Here is an 18,911-nt window from a genome sequence, read left to right as displayed (position 1 = left end):
CTGTATCAGCGAATTCGATGTGACGACATGTGATTTATCGTACTCCAAATTGCTGATATTGTTCGATAACAGGGTTCTATCGGGTGACTCCATGGAAAGTGGTGGAAGTCCAACCACTTCCCAAGACTACAAGCGGGGGTGAGACAGATGGATCTCAGGCTCTGTTGAAACCCGTAATCGGTGATGTTCTACTCAGCCGTGATGGATACACAGCGCATATCCATCGAGGAAAGGCAAATAGATTCGTGGGCATACATATTTGGCGTCCTGCGTCAAAGCTTCAGCACATGAACCAACCCTCCTCGCTCGCCAAACTTCGCACCCGGTTCGATGCGTTCCGTATGAAGAACGCTTCGGAGGCCGAGATACGAGAGCGCCAACAGCGGCGGCTCCAAGAACTGCTCGATTTCGTGCTCCGCAGATCTCGGTTTTACAAGCGACTATACGACGATATTGATCGGCCGATCACGACTCTGGACTCACTCCCACCTGTTACCAAGTCCCAGTTGATTGAACACTTCGATTCAGTCGTTACAGACACAGCAGTGGAACTCGATAACGTTGCGGATTTCACTGCATCCCCGGCGACTCTCGGCGAGCGCTTTCTGGGGCGTTACCCAGTTTGGATGACCTCTGGAACAACCGGTGAACCGGGCATCTTTCTTCAGGATGACTGGTCAAAGACTGCTACAGATGCTGTCAGGGTTAGATGGGCTCTATCGGTCCTGTTCGATTTGCAGACGATCAAGCGACTGATTCGTCACAACGGGAAGATTGCCGAGATCGCCGTCGGAGGCGGACACTTTGCTGGGGCCTCAGGCGTCGAAATGTTTCGGAAGGAACACCGGCTTCTCCGCGACGGGATGCGCTTGGTCTCTCCAGACCGGCCCCTCTCGGAGGTTATTGCAGAACTCAACGAATACCAGCCAGCGATCCTGATTGGGTACCCCACTGTCCTCTTGGAGCTCGAACGAAAGCAACGGTCGGGCCAACTGAAGTTGAGCCCCGCCTACATCGCTCCGACTGGTGAACCAATTACTTCCGAAGAAAAAGACCGACTTCGAACGACCTTCGGAGCCAGTGTCAGAGAGATCTATGGTGCCACAGAGTTCTACGGAATCGGAGTCGAGTGCGAGCGCGGAAACGTCCACGTAAATTCGGATTGGGTCATCTTGGAGCCTGTCGACGCTGATTATCAACCCGTCGACCCTGGTGAGCCGTCCGAGACTGTTCTCTTGACGAATCTGGCAAATCGCATCCAGCCGCTCGTCAGATACGATCTCGGGGATAGCGTCACGATGTACGAGGAACGCTGTCCCTGCGGAAGTGCATTCCCAGTGATCGAAGTCGAAGGACGACAAGGCGAAGTCCTGCACTTCGAAACGGACGAGGGGAAGGAGATTCCGATCTTTCCACTCGCACTCACAAGCGTTGTGGAGGAAACCCCCGGCGTCCATCGGTCCCAGATCGTGAAGACTGGCAGTAAGAGACTACGTATCCGACTTGACTTCGAGGAGAAGTTCGATAAAGAAGCAGTATGGAGGACAGTCGAGAATGATTTGTCCGACTTTTTCGCCACTCAGGGGCTCAGTGATATCTCCATAGAACAGGCCACAGAAGCTCCCACACGCGATTCACGGAGTAGCAAGTTCCGACACGTCTGGTCAGAAAAAGGGTAACCGAGAGGTTGAGCATGACACGTCATACTGCCATATCGAGTCGATCGAACGCCTTACACAACGTCGATGGAGAAGGGGGTCCCTCGAGTTCAATTGCTTTCCGAATCCGAGGCATCTCGATAAGTTCGTCGAGAAGCGTCCGGTACGTCGTATTCTTCCGAACCTTGAGACAATGCAGGATGATGCGCTGGTGGAGTGTGTACCGTCGTTTCGAGTACTTCGAAGAGTAGCGAACGACAGCTCGTCGGACCAAGTGAAGTGCCTGCTCAACGAACTGGAGTATCCGCGATTTTAGGAGGACTTGCATCCGGTCAGACTACCGGTCGATCTGTAACTCTCTGAGGATTTCAACAGAGCCGCATCGCTCCAGATGGTTTATTAATATCCTAAATGCCGTTATTGGCCGGTAAAGAGATTCTATCGAGGATTTACTCTGGGGGTAGTGGTGTCCCGGTTACCACCGCTTATACTGCCCAACGGCAGTAAATCCGCTAAACCGGTCAAATTCAAGAAATCGACCTCGCTGCCGTCGTACGTTCTACTTCGGTTATAGATCTCAAAACGCGCCGAAATCCCAGGAGACAGACTATTTCCCCCGATTATTCAGAGCTACCGAATTTGATCACTGGAATCACCGCCACTTGGCAGGCGAAATATGTACCACGAAATGCACAGTGATCGACTCGAGAGTATCTGAAGGGACTCTACTATTGCTTGCGGTTTTGGGCGTCAGCGGATACGCTCCATACCGCGTAAAAAGATCGTAATTGCGTTTATTTTTAACGAGAGCTGCTCTCTCCGCCTGAATCGGCGGAGGCATTTTGTTTAACCTATAGATTTAATATCGAGTGCGCTGTACGTTCAACTGGATGGTTGAACAACAGCCGAACGACTTGGATCTCAATGCGATTTTTAAAGCATTGGCCCATCCGATTCGTCGGGAGATCCTCGAACAACTCGCCGACGGCCCCGAAAGCGTCGGCGATCTCGCCGAACCTCATGACGTCTCGTTGGCGGCGGTCTCCAAGCACTTGCATGTGTTGGAAGATGCGGGCTTACTCGATATCGAGAAGGACGGCCGGGTTCGACGATGTTACCTTGATGCCGCGCCGCTGAGTGAAGCCTTCGGATGGCTAACCCGGTACCGCGTACTCTGGGAGGATCGCTTCGGCGCGTTGGCCGACCATCTGGAGCAAGAAGACCGATGACAAACAACACCGATAACGGGAGAGAATCGAGCACAGAGGTCACCACAGATGACGATCGAAGTATTACCGTCAACCGCGTGATCGAAGCCACACCGGAGAGAGTCTATGAAGCCTTCGTCGATCCCGACGAACTCGCCGCGTGGCTCCCGCCAGAGGGCTTCTCCTGCGAAGTTCACGAGTTCAACGCCACGGAGGGCGGCACCTTCCGCATGTCGTTCACTGCCGACGTCGAGGAGTTGGAGCCATACGCCCACACGTTCCAAGGGACGTACGAGGAACTGTCCCCCGGCAAGCGGATCGTCTACACCGAGGAATTCGAGTCCGACGACCCGGGAATGGCTGGCGAGATGACGACCACGGTCACCTTCGAAGAGGTCTCCGACGGGACCGAAGTCACTGCTCACCAGGTGGGAATCCCCGAAAACATCCCGCCCCAGGACGCCAACGAAGGATGGAATGACTCCCTCGGAAACCTCGCGGATGTCGTTGAGGAGGCGTGATTATGAGAAAATTCGTGTAGACAGTAAGGTCACATTCGATGTCGTCTTCGATAACCAAAACGGATGGCGATGGCAAATTTGGGAGGTCCCTGATGAACTGGTGCGCTACTCGGAAGACCGTATCACTTGGTTCGACGCGCTGCTTCTGGGACGTGTGGGTTATCAAGGATTGTCCAGTGTCTGGCCGTCCATGACGGATGACATCGGGTATGATAGCTGGATAACTAGTATTCCCGAGCAGGCACTGTCTAGTTTAGCTCCTCCCGAGAGTCGTTCAGTTGTTGAGCGATTGATGCGGTCTCTGGCGGTCATAGTAATGTAAAAAACATTCAATACACAGCTGGACGTTCGGCCGACTGGCCACCTGGAACGTATGGAAGCGGTCGGTCCGCTGTTTGGGCGTGTGGAACCACTTTTCGATCAGGTTTCGCTCTGTGTAGTCGAGCAGACCGCTCACCCTAATTAGAAAGAGGGAGGTCCGCTACCCGTAACCATCGGCGAAAAACACGGCGTTGACGAGACGCTCCACGTCTCGTCCGCCAACCAGAAATCAATGATTTCTGGTGACGTCCGAGATATCGTGTTTCTCGGCCAATTCCTCCAGAAACGAAGCCGTCGGATCAGTGCCATTACGATCGAACACTTCGATATCGAGTAGCTGCTTTGTTTCTGCGTACCTTGTGGTGTATACACAAGACAGTTCGCCGTCCGCTCACGCTCCCACCATTCAAGCGTATCCGTGTCCAAACTCTCTTTGAATAGGTCTGAGAGTAACGTCGATTACTAATTCTTCGATTTGCTTGCTCCTTATTTAGACAGCGCTATTTTCCCATTATGTTATAAATGTGCTCTTTATTTCACCTTATATACAATGGAACGGGCAGAGGAGACGATACCGGACCGACACCGAGGTTCGTATCGTAACAGTAACGGCACGGGAACCGGTTATCGACCCGCATCGTGTCATCCGAGGGATTCCAGTGACGGTCGCTTGGCGGTCCTAACACCGATCGGACCGGACGCATCGATTCAGACGGTGGCGGTGCCGTTGACGAGTCGGCCGATGCAGTCGATGTCGATGCGGACCTCGTCGTCCTCCGAGAGGGTGAACGACTCGGGCGGGACGAGCGCGGTTCCGGTGAGCAGTACCAGCGTTTCGGGGAGGCTGTTGTGGCGGTCGAGATAGGAAACCAATTCCTCGCAGGTGGTCGCCATCTCGCTCGTCGAGGTGGAATCCTCGTACACGATCTCCCCATCGCGACGGATCGAGAGGCTCATCGAGAGGTCGTGGGGGTTCTCGACGGTCTCGGGCGACGCGACGCACGGTCCGAGCGAGCAACACCGATTGTACATCTTCGCCTGCGGGAGGTAGAGGGGATTGTCGCCTTCGATGTCGCGGCTGGAGACGTCGTTGCCGATGGTGTAGCCGACGATCTCCCCGCGGTGCAGCACCACTCCGAGTTCGGGTTCGGGGACATCCCAGTTAGAGTCCCCGCGAACGCCGATGTCTTCCCACGGGCCGACCGTTCGACTCGGCGTGGCTTTGAAGAACAGTTCGGGGCGCTCGCTGTCGTACACGTCCATGTACACCTCGGGTTTGCCGCTCTCGGCTTTGCGGGCTTCCTCGCTGATGCGGTATGTGACGCCCGCCGCCCACACTTCGTCGGCGATCACGGGTTGGAGGACGTCCCGGTCGTTCGTGTCGAAGTCGATGCGGGCGGCGTCGGTGAGGCGCTTGCGGGCGACGGCGTCGATGGAGTCGTCGGTTGCGTTCGCCGCGCGGGCGAGGTCCCTAAACGACCCGAGGTCGGACGAGACCGAACTGAGGTCGTAGGCGCTTCCGTCGTCGTCCGTTGCGACGAGGGTATCCGTGGCTGTACGCGCTCCGCGGGAGAGTCGGTAATAGCGCATACAAGTGGATGAGCAGATAGTATTAAAACTATTTCGCCGGAAATATGGGCGGATATCACCGGTCGAAATCCGATAACGTCGGACGCGTTTCGTTCCGCGTCCGCGCATTTGAATTACGATAGTAGTTATGTAATGGATGCCGTCTTTTTCGTCCCCCGTGTACGTCTGTCCCTGTCAACCGAGGGTGCACTGTTCCGATAATATCGAACACACTGTCCGCGTGTCTCAGCCGAGTTTGCGCCCCGGTTTGCGAGAACGGAGTGAAGATGCCCGCCGCATCGCCGCCGTCAGGAGCGGCGGAGCAACGTATCGTTCCGATATCAGATTACGATTCGTTCCATGTGCCGCGAAGGCAGTCTCCTCACCTGTCCGGATTCGCCGGAATTTCTCCGCGTCGCACCGCCACTATCGCCGTCCGTAGTCGGACGGTACGCGTATCGTTACACCTGCTCCCTCTGAATGTCATATATTCTATTATTAACCGGTTCATTTATGATGTGACCAAATAATATCATCGAAATGCATGACAAATGCTCACGTTACGGTTCACAGTGCGGCGGTTATCGACCGGATCGCTCCCGAGGTCCACGGTCATTTCTCGGAACATCTCGGTCGGTGTATCTACGACGGTATCTGGCACGGCGAGGCGGACGAGGAAGTCGGATTCCGCGAGGACGTAGTGGATCTGCTCTCCGAACTGGACATCCCGGTCCTCCGCTGGCCGGGCGGCTGTTTCGCCGACGACTACCACTGGGAAGACGGGATCGGTCCGCGGGAAGAGCGTCCCCGGCGACGAAACCTCTTCTGGGCGCAAGATGCCCGAAACCTCCCGGAGGAATCCAACGCGTTCGGGACCGACGAGTTCCTCGAACTCTGTGAACACATCGGAACGGAACCGTATCTCGCGGTGAACGTAGGCTCGGGCGACCCGCGGGAGGCCGCGGATTGGGTCGAGTACTGTAACTACGACGGCGACACCGAACTCGCGGACCGCCGCCGCGAGAATGGGCACGAAGAACCGTACAGCGTGCGATACTGGGGAATCGGCAACGAGAATTGGGGTTGCGGCGGGCAGATGACCCCCGAGCAGTACGCCCGGGAGTATCGTCGATATGCGACCTACGTCGGGAGTATGGACAAACTGATGCTCGACCACGACCTCGAACTCATCGCCTGTGGGTTCGAGAATCACGAATGGAACCGTCGGTTCATGGACGAAATCGGGAGCAGTAGCTGGGGCGTCGAGTTCCCCCTCGACCACCTCACGCTGCATCACTACTACGGGCGGTCGTTCTCCGTCGCGGAGGCCGACGAGGACCGATACGACCGGTTCCTCGCGGAAGCGCTCGAAATCGAGGACCATATCGACCGCATCGCCGCGGCCATCGACGCGGTAGCGACGACCCGCGACATCGGTGTCATCATCGACGAGTGGGGGGCGTGGCACCCCGAATCGGTCGCCGAAAGCGGTCTCGAACAACCGGGAACCGTCCTCGACGCGCTCTCGGCCGCCGCGGTTCTCGACGTGTTCAACGACCACAGCGACGTGATGACGATGGCGAACATCGCCCAGACGGTGAACGTCCTCCACTGTCTCGTCGAGACCGACGGCGACGACGCGTGGCCGCGCCCGACCTACCGCGTCTTCGACCTCTACGCCCCCCACAAGGGGAACGACGCCGTTCGGACCTCCGTGGACTCGCCGACCCGCGCGCTCGACGACGGCACCGAACTCCCGCTGGTCGGGGCGTCCGCATCGACGGGTAACGACGGAACCTACGTCACCGTCACGAACCTCGACTGCCGCGAGGCTCACGTCGTCGAAATCGCCCTCGAAGGAAAGACGCCGAGCCGGGCCGATGCGGAGGTTCTGTTCGCCGACCACGAGGTGAATACGGCCGCGACCGTCGATAACGCGGACGAATTCGCCGCCGAGGAACTCGACGTATCTGTCGAGGACGGCGTCCTCACCGCGGAGTTAGCAGCATCGACGGTGGCCGGGATCGCCGTCAGATAAGCTTCCGGTTTTCGTACGTTTCCGCTTCAACCACGGCCGCGCCGTCGGCCGTCCGTCCATATTTTGCACGAGCGAGACCCCAAATACTACCGAAGATGATAGCTTCGGAAAACTATATACATAATCGACGACGATGTTGATAGCCATGAGCGGGATCCGTCTCGAAGGCGTACGGAAACGGTACGGGGACAGCATCGTCGCGGTGGACGACTTCGACCTCACCATCGAGAATGGGGAGTTCGTTACGGTCGTCGGGCCGTCGGGGTCAGGTAAATCGACCGTCCTCCGGATGATCGCCGGGCTGGAAACCATCACGGACGGCACCATCTCCATCGGCGACCGACGGATCAACGACGTGCAGCCGCAGGATCGCGACATCGCCATGGTGTTCCAGAACTACGCGCTGTACCCGCACATGAGCGTCGAGGACAACATGTCCTACGGATTGAAGTTGAACTCGGGCAGGTCCGACGAGGAGATCGAAGAGCGGGTGCGGGAAGCCGCCGAAATGATGGGTATCGAGGACCAGTTGGATAAGAAACCGAGCGAGCTCTCGGGAGGGCAACAACAGCGCGTTGCCACCGGGCGCGCCATCGTTCGCGACCCGGCGGCGTTCCTCATGGACGAGCCGCTGTCGAACCTCGACGCGAAACTCCGGGCGCACATGCGCACTGAACTGCAACGGATTCAGGAGGAGTTGGAGACGACGACGGTGTACGTCACCCACGATCAGGAGGAAGCGATGACCATGAGCGACAGGGTGGTCATCCTGAATCACGGGGAAGTACAGCAAGTCGGCACGCCGAGGGAGGTGTTCACCGAGCCGCGAAACACGTTCGTCGCCGAGTTCATCGGCAGTCCGTCGATGAACTTCTTCGACGTTCGGTTGCGGGATTCGACCCTCGTCGGTCACGACATCGCGTACTCCCTGTCGCGGGAGTTCGCCGATCGAATCGCGGACCGGAGCGCGAACGAGGACCTGATTCTCGGTATTCGACCCGAACACATGACGTTCGCCGGAACCGACGACCGCAACGACATCGACGCCGTCCTCGAAGTGCGGGAACCGGTCGGGGACGACAACTACCTCTACCTGCGAAGCCGGGAGACCGAGTTCACGATGCGCGTTCTGGGACAGGTCGATTACGAGGAGGGCGACGAGTTGCAGGTTTCCTTCGACGAATCGGACGTCCACGTCTTCGACCGAGCGACGGGGGAGAACGTTTTGGTCACCCGGAACGCCGTCAGCGCCGCCCGCGCCGAAACCACGAGACAGGACGCGTAGAACGTCGTCGTTCTCGATAGGGGTTGGTCGGATGCCGTTCTGGACCCCGTGTTTCTCTCCCGAATTCCGTTAACAAATCTATATAATATACATCTAAACAAAATGCTTAAATCAGTTAGCCACGCTAATTCATACCATGGCATTCACGGAGGGAGTGAACAGCCCGATGACGCGGCGGCGACTCCTCGGAACCATCGGCGCGGCAGGGAGTCTCGGATTGTCCGGTTGCAGTTCGCGGAACGTCATTCTGGGAAACGCCGCCGACGCGTCTGGGACGACGATCCAGTTCTGGACGCTGTTCAGCGGCGGCGACGGGGCCACGATGAAATCCATCGTGTCCCGGTTCAACGAGGAACGACCGCTGGGGGACGTGCGGATAGACCGCCAGCGAATTCCGTGGGACGACTACTACACGAAGCTCTACACCGCACTGGTCGCGGACAAGGGGCCGGATATCGCCATCATGCATCAGGCGTTGATGGGGCGATTTCGACGGATGCTCGTCCCGTACAACCCGTACCTGAGCGACTCAGCGGCCGACAAGTACGTCGCGACGCTGTGGGATCGGATGCGCTTCGACGGCGACCAGTTGTCGCTCCCGCTCGACGCCCATCCCATCGGGATGTACTACAACCGGTCGCTGTTCGAGGAGGCCGGTCTCGACCCGGACTCGCCGCCGTCGAACTTCCGCGAGTTCAAGCGCGCCTGCGATGCGGTCACGGAGAAAACCGACGCGCACGCGTTCGCTCCCACCCCGTATCTGGACCCCATCGGGATGCTCCGAACGTTCATCGCCTTCGACGAGCAACGCGGCGGCGAGCTGTTCACGGACGACATGACGAGGGTGACATTCGACGATCAAGCCGGGATGGGGACCGCGCAGCTGTTCGGCGAGATCACCGGGAAGTACGGGTGGGACATCCCGAATACCTCGGAGAACAGGGCCGACATCGCGTTTCAGGACGACAATCTGGCGATGACCATGAACGGAACGTGGTACGCGGCGGTCTTGGAGTCACTTGACGGGTTCGATTGGAGTATGTTCAAGCCGTTCGTCGCCCCCGGGAAGAAACGAGACATCACCCAATCGGGGAGTCACACGGTCATACTGCCCCGAAATCCCTACCGGGACCGGGAGAAAACGCAGACAGCGGTGCGCGCCGCCGAGTGGATAACGCAGAAAAACCCCGTCTGGGGAACTCGGGCCGGACACCTCCCGGCCGCGAAGGACGCGCTGAACTCGAAAGCGTTGCGTGATTCGTCGCTGTGGCCGAAATCGCTCTCGAAGTTCTTCGAGATGGCGAGCGACGACCAGCTGGCCTATCTGCCGCGGACGCCGTTTAACGTCAACAACTCCTCGACGTGGGGCTTCTTCCCGGACATCTACGCGCACAACGTCTCCCCGAGGGCGGGGATGCAACGCGGAGCGACCTCGATTCAACGACTGATCAACGATGTCGATTAAGGACAGATTCGGACGCCGGAGATCGAACAGCGTGAGAGAGAGACTCGGACGGCGGGATACAGTGGACGGAATCCTGTTCTCGCTGCCCTACCTCGTCTTCTTTTGCGTGTTCCTCCTGTACCCCCTCCTCGAAGGGCTGTACATGAGCCTGTTCGAGTGGGATCCGCTCTTTCCCGCCCAGTCCCGGTTCGTCGGTCTCGGGAACTACGTCTCGATGGGTAACGACCCGGCGTTCTGGAACGCGCTGTGGAACACGGTGTACTTCGTCGTCCTCACCGTCCCGACCATGGTCGTCCTGAGTCTGGCGTTGGCGCTCGGGGTGAACAGGAAGGTGTTCGGACGGCGCTACCTTCGGACGATCTACTTCAGCCCGTACATCCTCACTGTCTCCATCGTCGGCATCGTTTGGTCGCTGTTTCTGGCGACCGGGTTCGGCCCGGTCAACTATTACCTCGGGTTCGTCATGGACAGCCCGCCCGATTGGCTCGGCTCCTCGGAGCTGGCGATGCCGATCCTCGCGTTGGTCACCGACTGGTGGCTCCTCGGATTCAACTTCGTCATCCTACTCGCCGCGCGGCAGAACGTCCCGAAACGGCTGTACGAGGCCGCCAAGCTCGACGGCGCGGGGACGTGGCGGGCCTTCCGGGATATCACCCTCCCGCAGATGCGCAACGCCATCGCGTTCGTCGTCATCATCCAGTTCATCCAGCAGTTTCAGGTGTTCGGGCAACCGTACGTGATGACCAACGGCGGTCCAAACGAAACGACGACGACACTGGTGTTCTACCTCTATAACGCCGCGTTCAGCCAGCAGCGGTTCGGATACGCCGCGGCGGTCGGCTACCTCCTGTTCGCCATCCTCGTCGGCGTCTCGTACGTCAACTATCGGTACATCGGAAGTGATTCCGCATGAGCGATACCACCATCAGTCACACGAGTCGCATCGGGTCCAACGTCACGTTGCGGACGGTCGCGGTTCACGCCGGGTTGTACGGCGTCGCGTTCCTGTTCCTGCTCCCGTACCTCTACATGATCTCGCTGTCGCTCCAACCGGAGAGCATCGCCATCAGTTCGACTCCACACCTCATTCCGCCGGAGATCACGTTCGCCAACTACACGGAACTGCTCAACGGGTCGCTGATAATACCGTGGGTCGTCAACACGTTCATCGTCGCGACGGTCGCCACGGTGCTCGTTCTCATCGTAGACTCGATGATCGCCTTCTCGCTCACGCGGCTGGACTGGCCGGGACAGTCGCTGCTGTTGAGCGTCATCGTCGCCAGCTTCCTCGTCCCGTTCTACGTGAATCTGGTTCCGCTGTTTACCATCGTGGCTGATCTCGGCCTCGTCAGCAGTCTGTGGGGTGTGATCCTCCCGGCGGTGGCGAATCCGCTCGGGGTCTTCCTGCTCTACCAGTTCTTCCGCGACATCCCCGACGAGTACGATGAAGCCGCCAGGCTGGACGGCTTCTCCAACTTCCAAATCTACCTCCATATCATCCTCCCGATCTCGAAGCCGATACTGTCCGCGCTGGCCATCTTCGTCTTCGTATTCAACTGGAACCAGTTCGTCTGGCCGGTGGTGGTGCTCCAGAGCCAGAGTTCGTTCACGCTTCCCCTCGGACTGGTCGTGCTCCGGGACACGTTCACGTTCCAACCCGGCCTCACCATGGCCTCCGGCGTCATCGCCGCGCTCCCGCTGTTCATTCTGTTCCTGCTGTTGCAGGACCGGATCATCGAGGCGGTGCAGTTTCAGGGGGCGACCGGATGAGAGCTCCCACCGGAAGTTCGGCGCGATATCGGCGCTCGCTCCGGTGGACGGCGGCGTTCGTCTACCGACACAGCGCGTGGCTCGTGGTCGTGAGCGTCTGTTGGGTCGTCGCGTCGCTGCCGGTGGTCACCTCGGGAGTCGCCACGCTCGGCGCGTTCTCGGCGATCCGATCGCTGCGCGACGGCGACCGTCCGCGGTGGCGGGTGATCGCGGCATCGCTGCGCCGTCACGGTCTCAACGCGACGTTGCTGAGTTTCGTCCCCTTGCTGCTCCTCACGAGTACGGCGCTGTATGCCGGGCGATACGCCGTGACTGGGTCGATCCGGTACCTCCTCCTCTCGATCGCCGGGGTGTATCTGGTTTCGTTCCTCCTGCTCGTATCGCTGACGACCGTCGCTCGCCTCTCCGACGGGGACGGGTTCGTCGAGGCCGTCGGCGCGGGCTACAGGTGGCTGATACGCAACCCGCTACTCTCCGCGATGAGCATGCTGACGATGGCGGGTATCGTCCTCGCCGGTATCGTCTCGGTCGTCGGACTGGTCATCATCGTCCCCGGAGTGATTTTCAGTCTGCACTTGGAAATCACCGACGACGATGCGACGCCGCCGGTCCGTGACGACGGTCGTGTGGACGACGGCGCGTTGCTCACCGTCCGGAACAACGATTAATACAACGGTCTTCGAAATGAAACCCATGAACGACTCACCGCCGCGCCCGGAGTACCCGCGGCCGCAGCTGCGACGGGAACGGTGGCGCAATCTGAACGGCGAATGGGAGTTCGAGATCGACGACGGGGCGAGCGGTCGCGCCCGCGGACTCCCGAACGCCGACTCGCTGGCGCGGACGATCATGGTCCCGTTCGCCCCCGAGAGCGAACTGTCCGGGGTCGAGCACACCGACTTCATGGACGCCGTGTGGTACCGACGCGAGATCGAGGTCCCCGAGCGATTTCTCGACGGGCGACTGCTCCTGCGGTTCGGCGCGGTCGATTACGAGGCGGAGGTGTGGGTCAACGGGACGTCCGTCGGGACCCATCGCGGCGGCTACACGCCCTTCGGGTTCGACGTGACCGACGCCGTTGAACCGGGGGCAAACGTCGTAACCGTCTGTGCGGAGGACGACGTTCGTTCGACGCTCCAGCCCGCCGGGAAGCAGAGTCAGGAGTACGCCTCACAGGGCGTGAAGTACACGCGGGTGACTGGTATCTGGCAGACGGTATGGATGGAACCGGTTTCGGAGACGTTCGTGGAGACCCTGCTGTTCGAACCCGACCCCGCGAACGACGCGCTCCACGCCGAAGTCGAACTCGCCGGAGCGGTTCGGGAGGGAACGCTCACCGCCACCGCCGAGTTCGAGGGGCGCGTCGTCGGCGAGGCGACCGTGAGGACCGACGGCACTTACGCCGCGTTCTCGCTGTCGCTCGACGAGACGCACGTCTGGACGCCCGATGATCCGAACCTCTACGACTTGCGGGTCGAACTCGCCACGGACGGCGACCTCCTCGACGCCGTCGAGAGCTACTTCGGTCTCAGGTCGGTGACGCTCGGGGACGACCACGTGTACCTCAACGGCGAGCCGGTGTTCCAGCGACTGGTGCTGGACCAAGGCTACTATCCCGACGGGATCTACACCGCGCCTTCCGACGAAGCGCTCCGAGCGGATGTCGAACGCGCGCTCGAACTCGGGTTCGACGGCGCACGCCTCCACGAGAAGGTGTTCGAACCGCGGTTCCTCTATCACGCCGACCGACTAGGATACCTCGTCTGGGACGAGCACGCGAACTGGGGGATGGACCACGGGCGACCCGAGACGCTGGGACCGTTCCTGCAGGAGTGGCTGGACGTCGTTCGACGCGACTACAACCACCCCGCGCTCGTCGGGTGGACCCCGTTCAACGAGACCCAACCCCAGCAGGACGACGACCTCCTGCGGACCGTGTACCGAACCACGAAGCGGTTGGATCCGACGCGGCCGGTCATCGACGCGAGCGGTTGGCACCACGTCGAGACCGACCTCGTGGACGCCCACGATTACGAGCAGGACCCCGAGGTTTTCCGCGAAACCTACGGCGAAATCGACGGGGCGGTCGAACCCACCGGTCACGACCACGCCGCGTGGGGGGACGACCTGAGCTACGTCAGCGAGTACGGCGGCATCTGGTGGAACCCCGACGCGGAAGACGGGTGGGGATACGGCGACCGCCCCGCGGACGAGGCGGAGTTTTTCGACCGCTACCGAGGTATGACCGAGGCGCTGCTGGAAAACGAGGACATGTGGGCGTTCTGTTACACGCAGCTCTACGACGTGGAACAGGAGACCAACGGGCTGTACACCTACGACCGCGAACCCAAGTTCGATCCCGAACGGCTCCGCGCCATCAACGAGCAGGTCGCGGCCTTCGAACGAACGTCGTAACTGTACCTGCGGCCTCACATGTGCCGCATGTTCACCTCGATGATGTTCGCCGTGCCGAGGATCTTCCGCGGAATCGTCTCCTTGAACAGCTCCCCTTGCATCCTGTTTTTCGGTGCCGAGATGCTGACCGCCCCCGCGACCGTTCCCGAATCGGTCGTCACCGGCGCGGCGACGCATCGGATCCCGTTGAGCCGTTCCTCGTCGTCCGTCGCGTACCCCCGTTCGCGGATCTCGGCGAGTTCGGTTTCCAGCGCCTCCCGATTCCCGATGGAGTTCTCGGTCACCCGCGGCAGCCCGTGCTGCGAAAGGATCTCTTCGAGCCGCGCTTCTTCCATGAACGCCAGTATCGCCTTTCCCATCGCGGTCGTGTGGAGGTACACGCGCATTCCCTCGTACGTGTCTATCTTGATGGCCTCGTTCCCCTTCTGTTTCATCAGGAAGACGCCCATCCCGTTCTCCTCGATCATCAGATTGGCGTGTTCTCCCGTCTCGACGGCCAGATTCTGCAACTCGGATTCGGAGACCTGAAAGATACGGGAGTTGATCCGCGCGTAGCCGCCCAGTTCGAGGAATCTGGTTCCGATCCTATAGATGCCGTCGTCGTTCAGGACGTATCCGAGTCCAGTCAGCGTCTGGAGGTGATCGTGTACCGTGCTCGTCGGCATGTCGAAGCGTTCGACCACCTCGCTCAGCGTCGCCCCTCCGGACTCCTTGAGGTATTCGACGATGCCGAACGCCGTCGCCGTCGATTTGATCTTCGCGTTCGATTCGATGCCCATATCCTACACTGTTTTTCGAACGTTAATAATTTTTCCGCTAATGTCGGACGGATAGAACGGGCCGGGAGGAATCGGAAGGGACGGCGCACCGGCATTTTAGAGGATGACTAGAGGATAAGTATTATTACGGTCTTGGTAAAACGAACAAGTATGTCGGACTTGCGCATTACCGACGTGGAAACGTATGTCGTTGCCAATCCGTGGAAACCGTGGGTGTTCGTCAAGCTGGACACGAACAAAGGAATTCAAGGGCTTTCCGAGGCGACGACGCATAGCAAACCCGAGACGGTCGCGGCCGCCATCGAGGAGATGAGCGACTTCTTCATCGGCGAGGATCCCTTCGACACCGAGCGGCTCTGGCTGGAGATGTACCGCGACGAGTGGTTCTCGAAGAACGTCGTCAACACGACCGTCTGCTCGGCCATCGACATGGCGTGCTGGGACATCAAGGGCAAACAGCTGGGCCGTCCGGTGTACGAACTCATCGGCGGCAACGTCCACGGCGACACCATCAGGGCGTACGCGAACGGCTGGTACACCGAGACGACCGACGACACCGACACGTGGCGGGAAGCGGCGAAGCAGGTCGTCGAGGACGGCTACGACGCCATGAAGTTCGACCCGTTCGGCAAATCGTGGCAGCGGATGGACCGCGAGACGTTCAACCACTCCGTCGATGTCGTCCGCGCGGTTCGGGAGGCAGTCGGACCGGACGTGGACCTCCTGATCGAAGGCCACGGTCGGTTCACGGCCGGGCAGGCCCTCGAAATCGCCGACGCCCTCTCGGAGTTTCAACCCACGTGGTTCGAAGAGCCGTGCCCGCCGGACTCGATCAACAGTCTCGGGAAGGTGGCTGATAAATCGCCGATCCCCATCGCGACCGGCGAGCGGCTGATGACGAAGTACGAGTTCCGCGACCTCCTCGCGAACACGGACGTGGATATCATCCAACCGGATATCATGAACACCGGCGGCATCACCGAAGCGAAGAAGATCGCCGCGCAAGCCGAGGCGGAACACGTCAGCTTCGCGCCGCATAACCCGCAGGGCCCGGTCGCGACGGCGATTTCGGCCCACGTGGACGCTGCGGTGCCGAACTTCATGATTCAGGAGGTCTTCCAGACCTATGACGTCGAGTGGGTGGACGACCTGCTCGTCGATTCCGTCGTCATCGAAGACGGGCGCATCGAAATCCCGCAACGCCCCGGGCTGGGCGTCGAACTCGACATGAGCGTCGTCGAGGAACACGCCTACTCGGGAGCGAAAGACGAGGTGCACACCATCAATCTCTTCGAAAAAGACTGGGAAACTCGTTCCCTCGTCGATTAACCGATTTCCGCCCGTTTTTTCGAACCCTCACCGAACCGGTCGAGACGATACCGTCCTCAACTCGCTCGTTCACCGTTCGACGCGTATCGCAAAGCAGTCGCTCTCTCCAGCGACGCGGCCGTCAGTCGATCTGCGGAGCGTCGATATCGTCCACCAGATCGCCGAGCCGTTCGGTAAAGAGCGCGACATCGACGCCGAGGGTGAGATATTGGACGCCGGCTTCGAGCCACTTGGTCGCTATCTCGGCGTCGTCCGCGAACGCACCGACGACCGTTCCGGTTTCGGCGGCGCGCTCGCAGACGCGCAGCATGAGATCTTCGACGCGATCGTGTGTCACCTGTCCCGGAATCCCCAGCGATTGCGAGAGGTCGTACGGCCCGAGAAACACGACGTCGATGCCATCGACGGCAACTATCTCGTCGATGTTTTCGACGCCGCGTTCCCCCTCAACTTGGACGACAAGGAGCGTCTCGTCGTTCTGATCGTCCGTGTACGTCTCGCTCCCGACGTACCCCCCCGCGCGGACGTACTGCGAGAGGCCGCGGCTTCCGATCGGGTCGAAACGGGCCGCTTCGACCGCGGCCTCGGCGTCGGCACGCGTCTCGACCTGCGGCACTTGGACGCCGACGGCCCCGATGTCAAGCGCGCGCTGTATCTCGGCTTCGTCGTTCTCTCGGACGCGGACGATGGGGGCGACGTCCTCGTTCTGTGCGGCGGTCGAGAGCTCGAGCGTCGTCTCGGCCGTTAACGGCCCGTGTTCCTGATCGTAGATCACGAAGTCCATCCCCGCGACGCCGATCATCTCTGAAACCATCGTCGAATCGAGCAACTGGAACGTACCGACGGCCGACTCCCCGGCGAGCAGTCGCTGCCGTAACGAAAGCGCTGGCATATTGCTAGAGACTTCCCGAACTGCAATAAATATTGCGTAGAGTCCGGTCCAATCGCCATCTTTTCGGAAGGTGGAGGGTTGGCGCCGTTGTTTCGATATCGTCGGACGGCTCTCGAATCCGTCTGGCTTCCTTTCGCTTGCATTCTATCGACCCCTTCCGTTGGACCGGCCTCGAAGCGGTCAACGAGGCAGATCAGGTCGCAGAGGGGTGGTTCGATAGCGTCTGATCGAGGAGGAGTTGTCGTTACACCCAAAATCCGTAACAAATATTAGTGCGTGCTAATATAACTTATGTCATGGTCGGCGGAAAGCCAGCGTCTACAGCGAACAGCAGACGAACGTATTTGAAAACGGCCGGTGCCGTCGGTGTCGCCGGACTGGCCGGGTGTCTCGGTCTCGGCGGCGGGGACGGTGGCGGTAGCGATACCGACGAGTACAAGGGGGCGAAGATAACGTTCGCCACCAGCTCGCTCTACACGGAGGCGTGGCAGGATCTCGCCAAGAAGTTCGAGCGGGACCACGACGTGACGATCGAAGTCACGTCGTACGCCCAGAGCGAGATGCTGTCGAAGCTCCAGAATCAGCTTCGTTCCCGACAGGCGTCGTTCGACGCGTTCATTTCCGACGTTATCTGGACGGGGTCCCTGATGGACCCCGAATTCGTCGAACCCCTCGGCGACTACCTGAACAACTCGAACCTCGGAACATCGAACTACGCGTACGACGACCACCTCGACATCTTCGCTCAGTCGTACGGCCAGTGGAACGGAACGAAGTACGGACTCCCGTGGTACGGCGACATCATGGACCTGACCGTCCGCAAGGACGTTCTCGAAAAGCACGCGAAGGAGTACAAGCGGAAACACGACGAGGAAATCCTTCCGCCGTTCCCGAAGGGGTACGAGAACTACGCCCACTTCAATCGCGTCGCCAAGTTCATGCACGACAAGGGGTGGCCGATGGGACTGGAAGGCAAACGCGGGTGGAACCTCGTCTACTACTATCCCAACCGATTCGCGGCCGAAACGGGCCAGCAGCGCATGCTCACCGAGGACGGAAAGTCCCGGCTGGACGAGGACGGTGCCGTCAAGGGACTCGAACAGATGTTGAAGCAGAAGGAGTGGGCGTTGAATCCCCTCTCGACCGGCTACACCCAGAGCCGTGACCAGTTCCTCTCCGGGAAGACGTGGGCCGTCGAACAGTGGGGGACGGCCACCAAGAAGTTCGTCGATAAGTACGGCTGGGAGGACGGCGTCCGGGTCACCCTCACCCCCGGCGGCTACCCCAACCTCGGCGGGTGGGGCATCCTCATTAACTCCTTCTCGGACCAGAAGCGAAAGAACGCGGCGTTCGTGTTCGCCCAGTGGGCCACCTCGAAAGAGATGGACAAGTACGCATACAAGCAACACGGTGTGACGCCCACCCGAGCGTCCTCGTACACCAAGCAGATAAAGAAGAAGTTCCCGCAGGCCCGGTACTACGACCCCGAGGAGAATCAGGGAATCCGGACCCCGTCGCTCCGGCCGCGCAACCCAAAGTACCAGCGGCTGGGCGACGCGATGCAGGTCCAGATCAGCCAGTCGCTCTCGGGCGGCCCGGGGGCCGAACAGACGATGAAGAATCTCCACAAGAAGTGGCAGAATATCATGAGCGAGTGATCA

Annotated in this window: 15 protein-coding genes and 1 pseudogene; 12 read left to right on the top strand and 4 right to left on the bottom strand. The window is 59.8% G+C overall.

Annotated elements, in window-relative coordinates; translation table 11 throughout:
• Positions 1–287: 287 nt before the first annotated feature.
• Entirely contained in the window at positions 288–1,679 is a 1,392-nt protein-coding gene (locus V5735_RS23665) for a phenylacetate--CoA ligase family protein (RefSeq protein WP_423747546.1), read from the top strand.
• A 25-nt stretch (positions 1,680–1,704) separates the two neighbouring features.
• Here V5735_RS23665 and V5735_RS23660 read toward each other — a convergent pair.
• Positions 1,705–1,986 (bottom strand): annotated as a pseudogene (locus V5735_RS23660) (IS5/IS1182 family transposase); the annotation flags it as partial.
• A 562-nt stretch (positions 1,987–2,548) separates the two neighbouring features.
• On the opposite strand from V5735_RS23660, the gene V5735_RS23655 reads away from it, so the two are divergent.
• Together V5735_RS23655 and V5735_RS23650 are read left to right on the top strand one after the other, a co-directional pair.
• The gene (locus V5735_RS23655) at positions 2,549–2,887 is read left to right on the top strand and encodes an ArsR/SmtB family transcription factor (RefSeq protein WP_423747544.1); all 339 of its coding nucleotides are present in this window, start codon (positions 2,549–2,551) and stop codon (positions 2,885–2,887) included.
• On the top strand, positions 2,884–3,387 hold the full coding sequence (locus V5735_RS23650; protein ID WP_423747543.1) for an SRPBCC domain-containing protein: 504 nt from the start codon (positions 2,884–2,886) through the stop codon (positions 3,385–3,387). Before V5735_RS23655 ends, V5735_RS23650 begins: the two co-directional genes overlap by 4 nt.
• A 1,029-nt stretch (positions 3,388–4,416) precedes the next feature.
• On the opposite strand, the gene V5735_RS23645 is transcribed toward V5735_RS23650, so the two are convergent.
• On the bottom strand, positions 4,417–5,298 hold the full coding sequence (locus V5735_RS23645) for a fumarylacetoacetate hydrolase family protein (RefSeq protein WP_423747542.1): 882 nt from the start codon (positions 5,296–5,298) through the stop codon (positions 4,417–4,419).
• Positions 5,299–5,821: 523 nt separating this feature from the next.
• Here V5735_RS23645 and V5735_RS23640 point away from each other — a divergent pair.
• The 7 genes from V5735_RS23640 (at position 5,822) to V5735_RS23610 (ending at position 14,250) form a co-directional block, all read left to right on the top strand.
• Positions 5,822–7,315 (top strand): alpha-N-arabinofuranosidase, encoded by a 1,494-nt coding sequence (locus tag V5735_RS23640; protein WP_423747541.1) that lies wholly within the window; start codon positions 5,822–5,824, stop codon positions 7,313–7,315.
• 145 nt (positions 7,316–7,460) lie between these two features.
• Positions 7,461–8,600, top strand: a complete 1,140-nt coding sequence (locus V5735_RS23635) for an ABC transporter ATP-binding protein (protein WP_423747540.1) — start codon at positions 7,461–7,463, stop codon at positions 8,598–8,600.
• Between the two features lie 136 nt (positions 8,601–8,736).
• Positions 8,737–10,065 carry an extracellular solute-binding protein gene (locus V5735_RS23630; protein ID WP_423747539.1) on the top strand — a complete coding sequence of 443 codons (1,329 nt, stop codon included), beginning with the start codon at positions 8,737–8,739 and terminating at the stop codon, positions 10,063–10,065.
• Positions 10,055–10,978, top strand: coding sequence for a carbohydrate ABC transporter permease (locus V5735_RS23625; RefSeq protein WP_423747538.1), 924 nt, complete (start codon positions 10,055–10,057; stop codon positions 10,976–10,978). The genes V5735_RS23630 and V5735_RS23625 overlap by 11 nt, the downstream gene beginning before the upstream one ends.
• The gene (locus V5735_RS23620) at positions 10,975–11,835 is read left to right on the top strand and encodes a carbohydrate ABC transporter permease (protein ID WP_423747537.1); all 861 of its coding nucleotides are present in this window, start codon (positions 10,975–10,977) and stop codon (positions 11,833–11,835) included. Before V5735_RS23625 ends, V5735_RS23620 begins: the two co-directional genes overlap by 4 nt.
• The gene (locus V5735_RS23615) at positions 11,832–12,503 is read left to right on the top strand and encodes a hypothetical protein (protein ID WP_423747536.1); all 672 of its coding nucleotides are present in this window, start codon (positions 11,832–11,834) and stop codon (positions 12,501–12,503) included. Before V5735_RS23620 ends, V5735_RS23615 begins: the two co-directional genes overlap by 4 nt.
• Positions 12,504–12,528: 25 nt before the next feature.
• Positions 12,529–14,250 carry a glycoside hydrolase family 2 protein gene (locus V5735_RS23610; protein WP_423747535.1) on the top strand — a complete coding sequence of 574 codons (1,722 nt, stop codon included), beginning with the start codon at positions 12,529–12,531 and terminating at the stop codon, positions 14,248–14,250.
• A 14-nt stretch (positions 14,251–14,264) separates the two neighbouring features.
• Here the strand turns inward: V5735_RS23610 and V5735_RS23605 are convergent, their stop codons facing one another.
• Positions 14,265–15,029 (bottom strand): IclR family transcriptional regulator, encoded by a 765-nt coding sequence (locus tag V5735_RS23605; RefSeq protein WP_423747534.1) that lies wholly within the window; start codon positions 15,027–15,029, stop codon positions 14,265–14,267.
• Between the two features lie 150 nt (positions 15,030–15,179).
• Here V5735_RS23605 and dgoD point away from each other — a divergent pair, with 150 nt between their 5' ends.
• Positions 15,180–16,358 carry a galactonate dehydratase gene (gene dgoD / locus V5735_RS23600; protein ID WP_423747533.1) on the top strand — a complete coding sequence of 393 codons (1,179 nt, stop codon included), beginning with the start codon at positions 15,180–15,182 and terminating at the stop codon, positions 16,356–16,358.
• A 121-nt stretch (positions 16,359–16,479) separates the two neighbouring features.
• Here dgoD and V5735_RS23595 read toward each other — a convergent pair whose 3' ends face one another.
• Entirely contained in the window at positions 16,480–17,250 is a 771-nt protein-coding gene (locus V5735_RS23595) for an HpcH/HpaI aldolase family protein (protein ID WP_423747532.1), read from the bottom strand.
• 296 nt (positions 17,251–17,546) lie between these two features.
• On the opposite strand from V5735_RS23595, the gene V5735_RS23590 reads away from it, so the two are divergent.
• Entirely contained in the window at positions 17,547–18,908 is a 1,362-nt protein-coding gene (locus V5735_RS23590; protein ID WP_423747531.1) for an ABC transporter substrate-binding protein, read from the top strand.
• Positions 18,909–18,911: the final 3 nt, after the last annotated feature.

Source organism: Haladaptatus sp. SPP-AMP-3 (genome assembly GCF_049568665.1).
GTDB classification, from domain to species: domain Archaea; phylum Halobacteriota; class Halobacteria; order Halobacteriales; family Haladaptataceae; genus Haladaptatus; species Haladaptatus paucihalophilus.
Note: the sequence above shows the minus strand (reverse complement) of the source record. Positions and strands in the feature narration are given on the sequence as shown.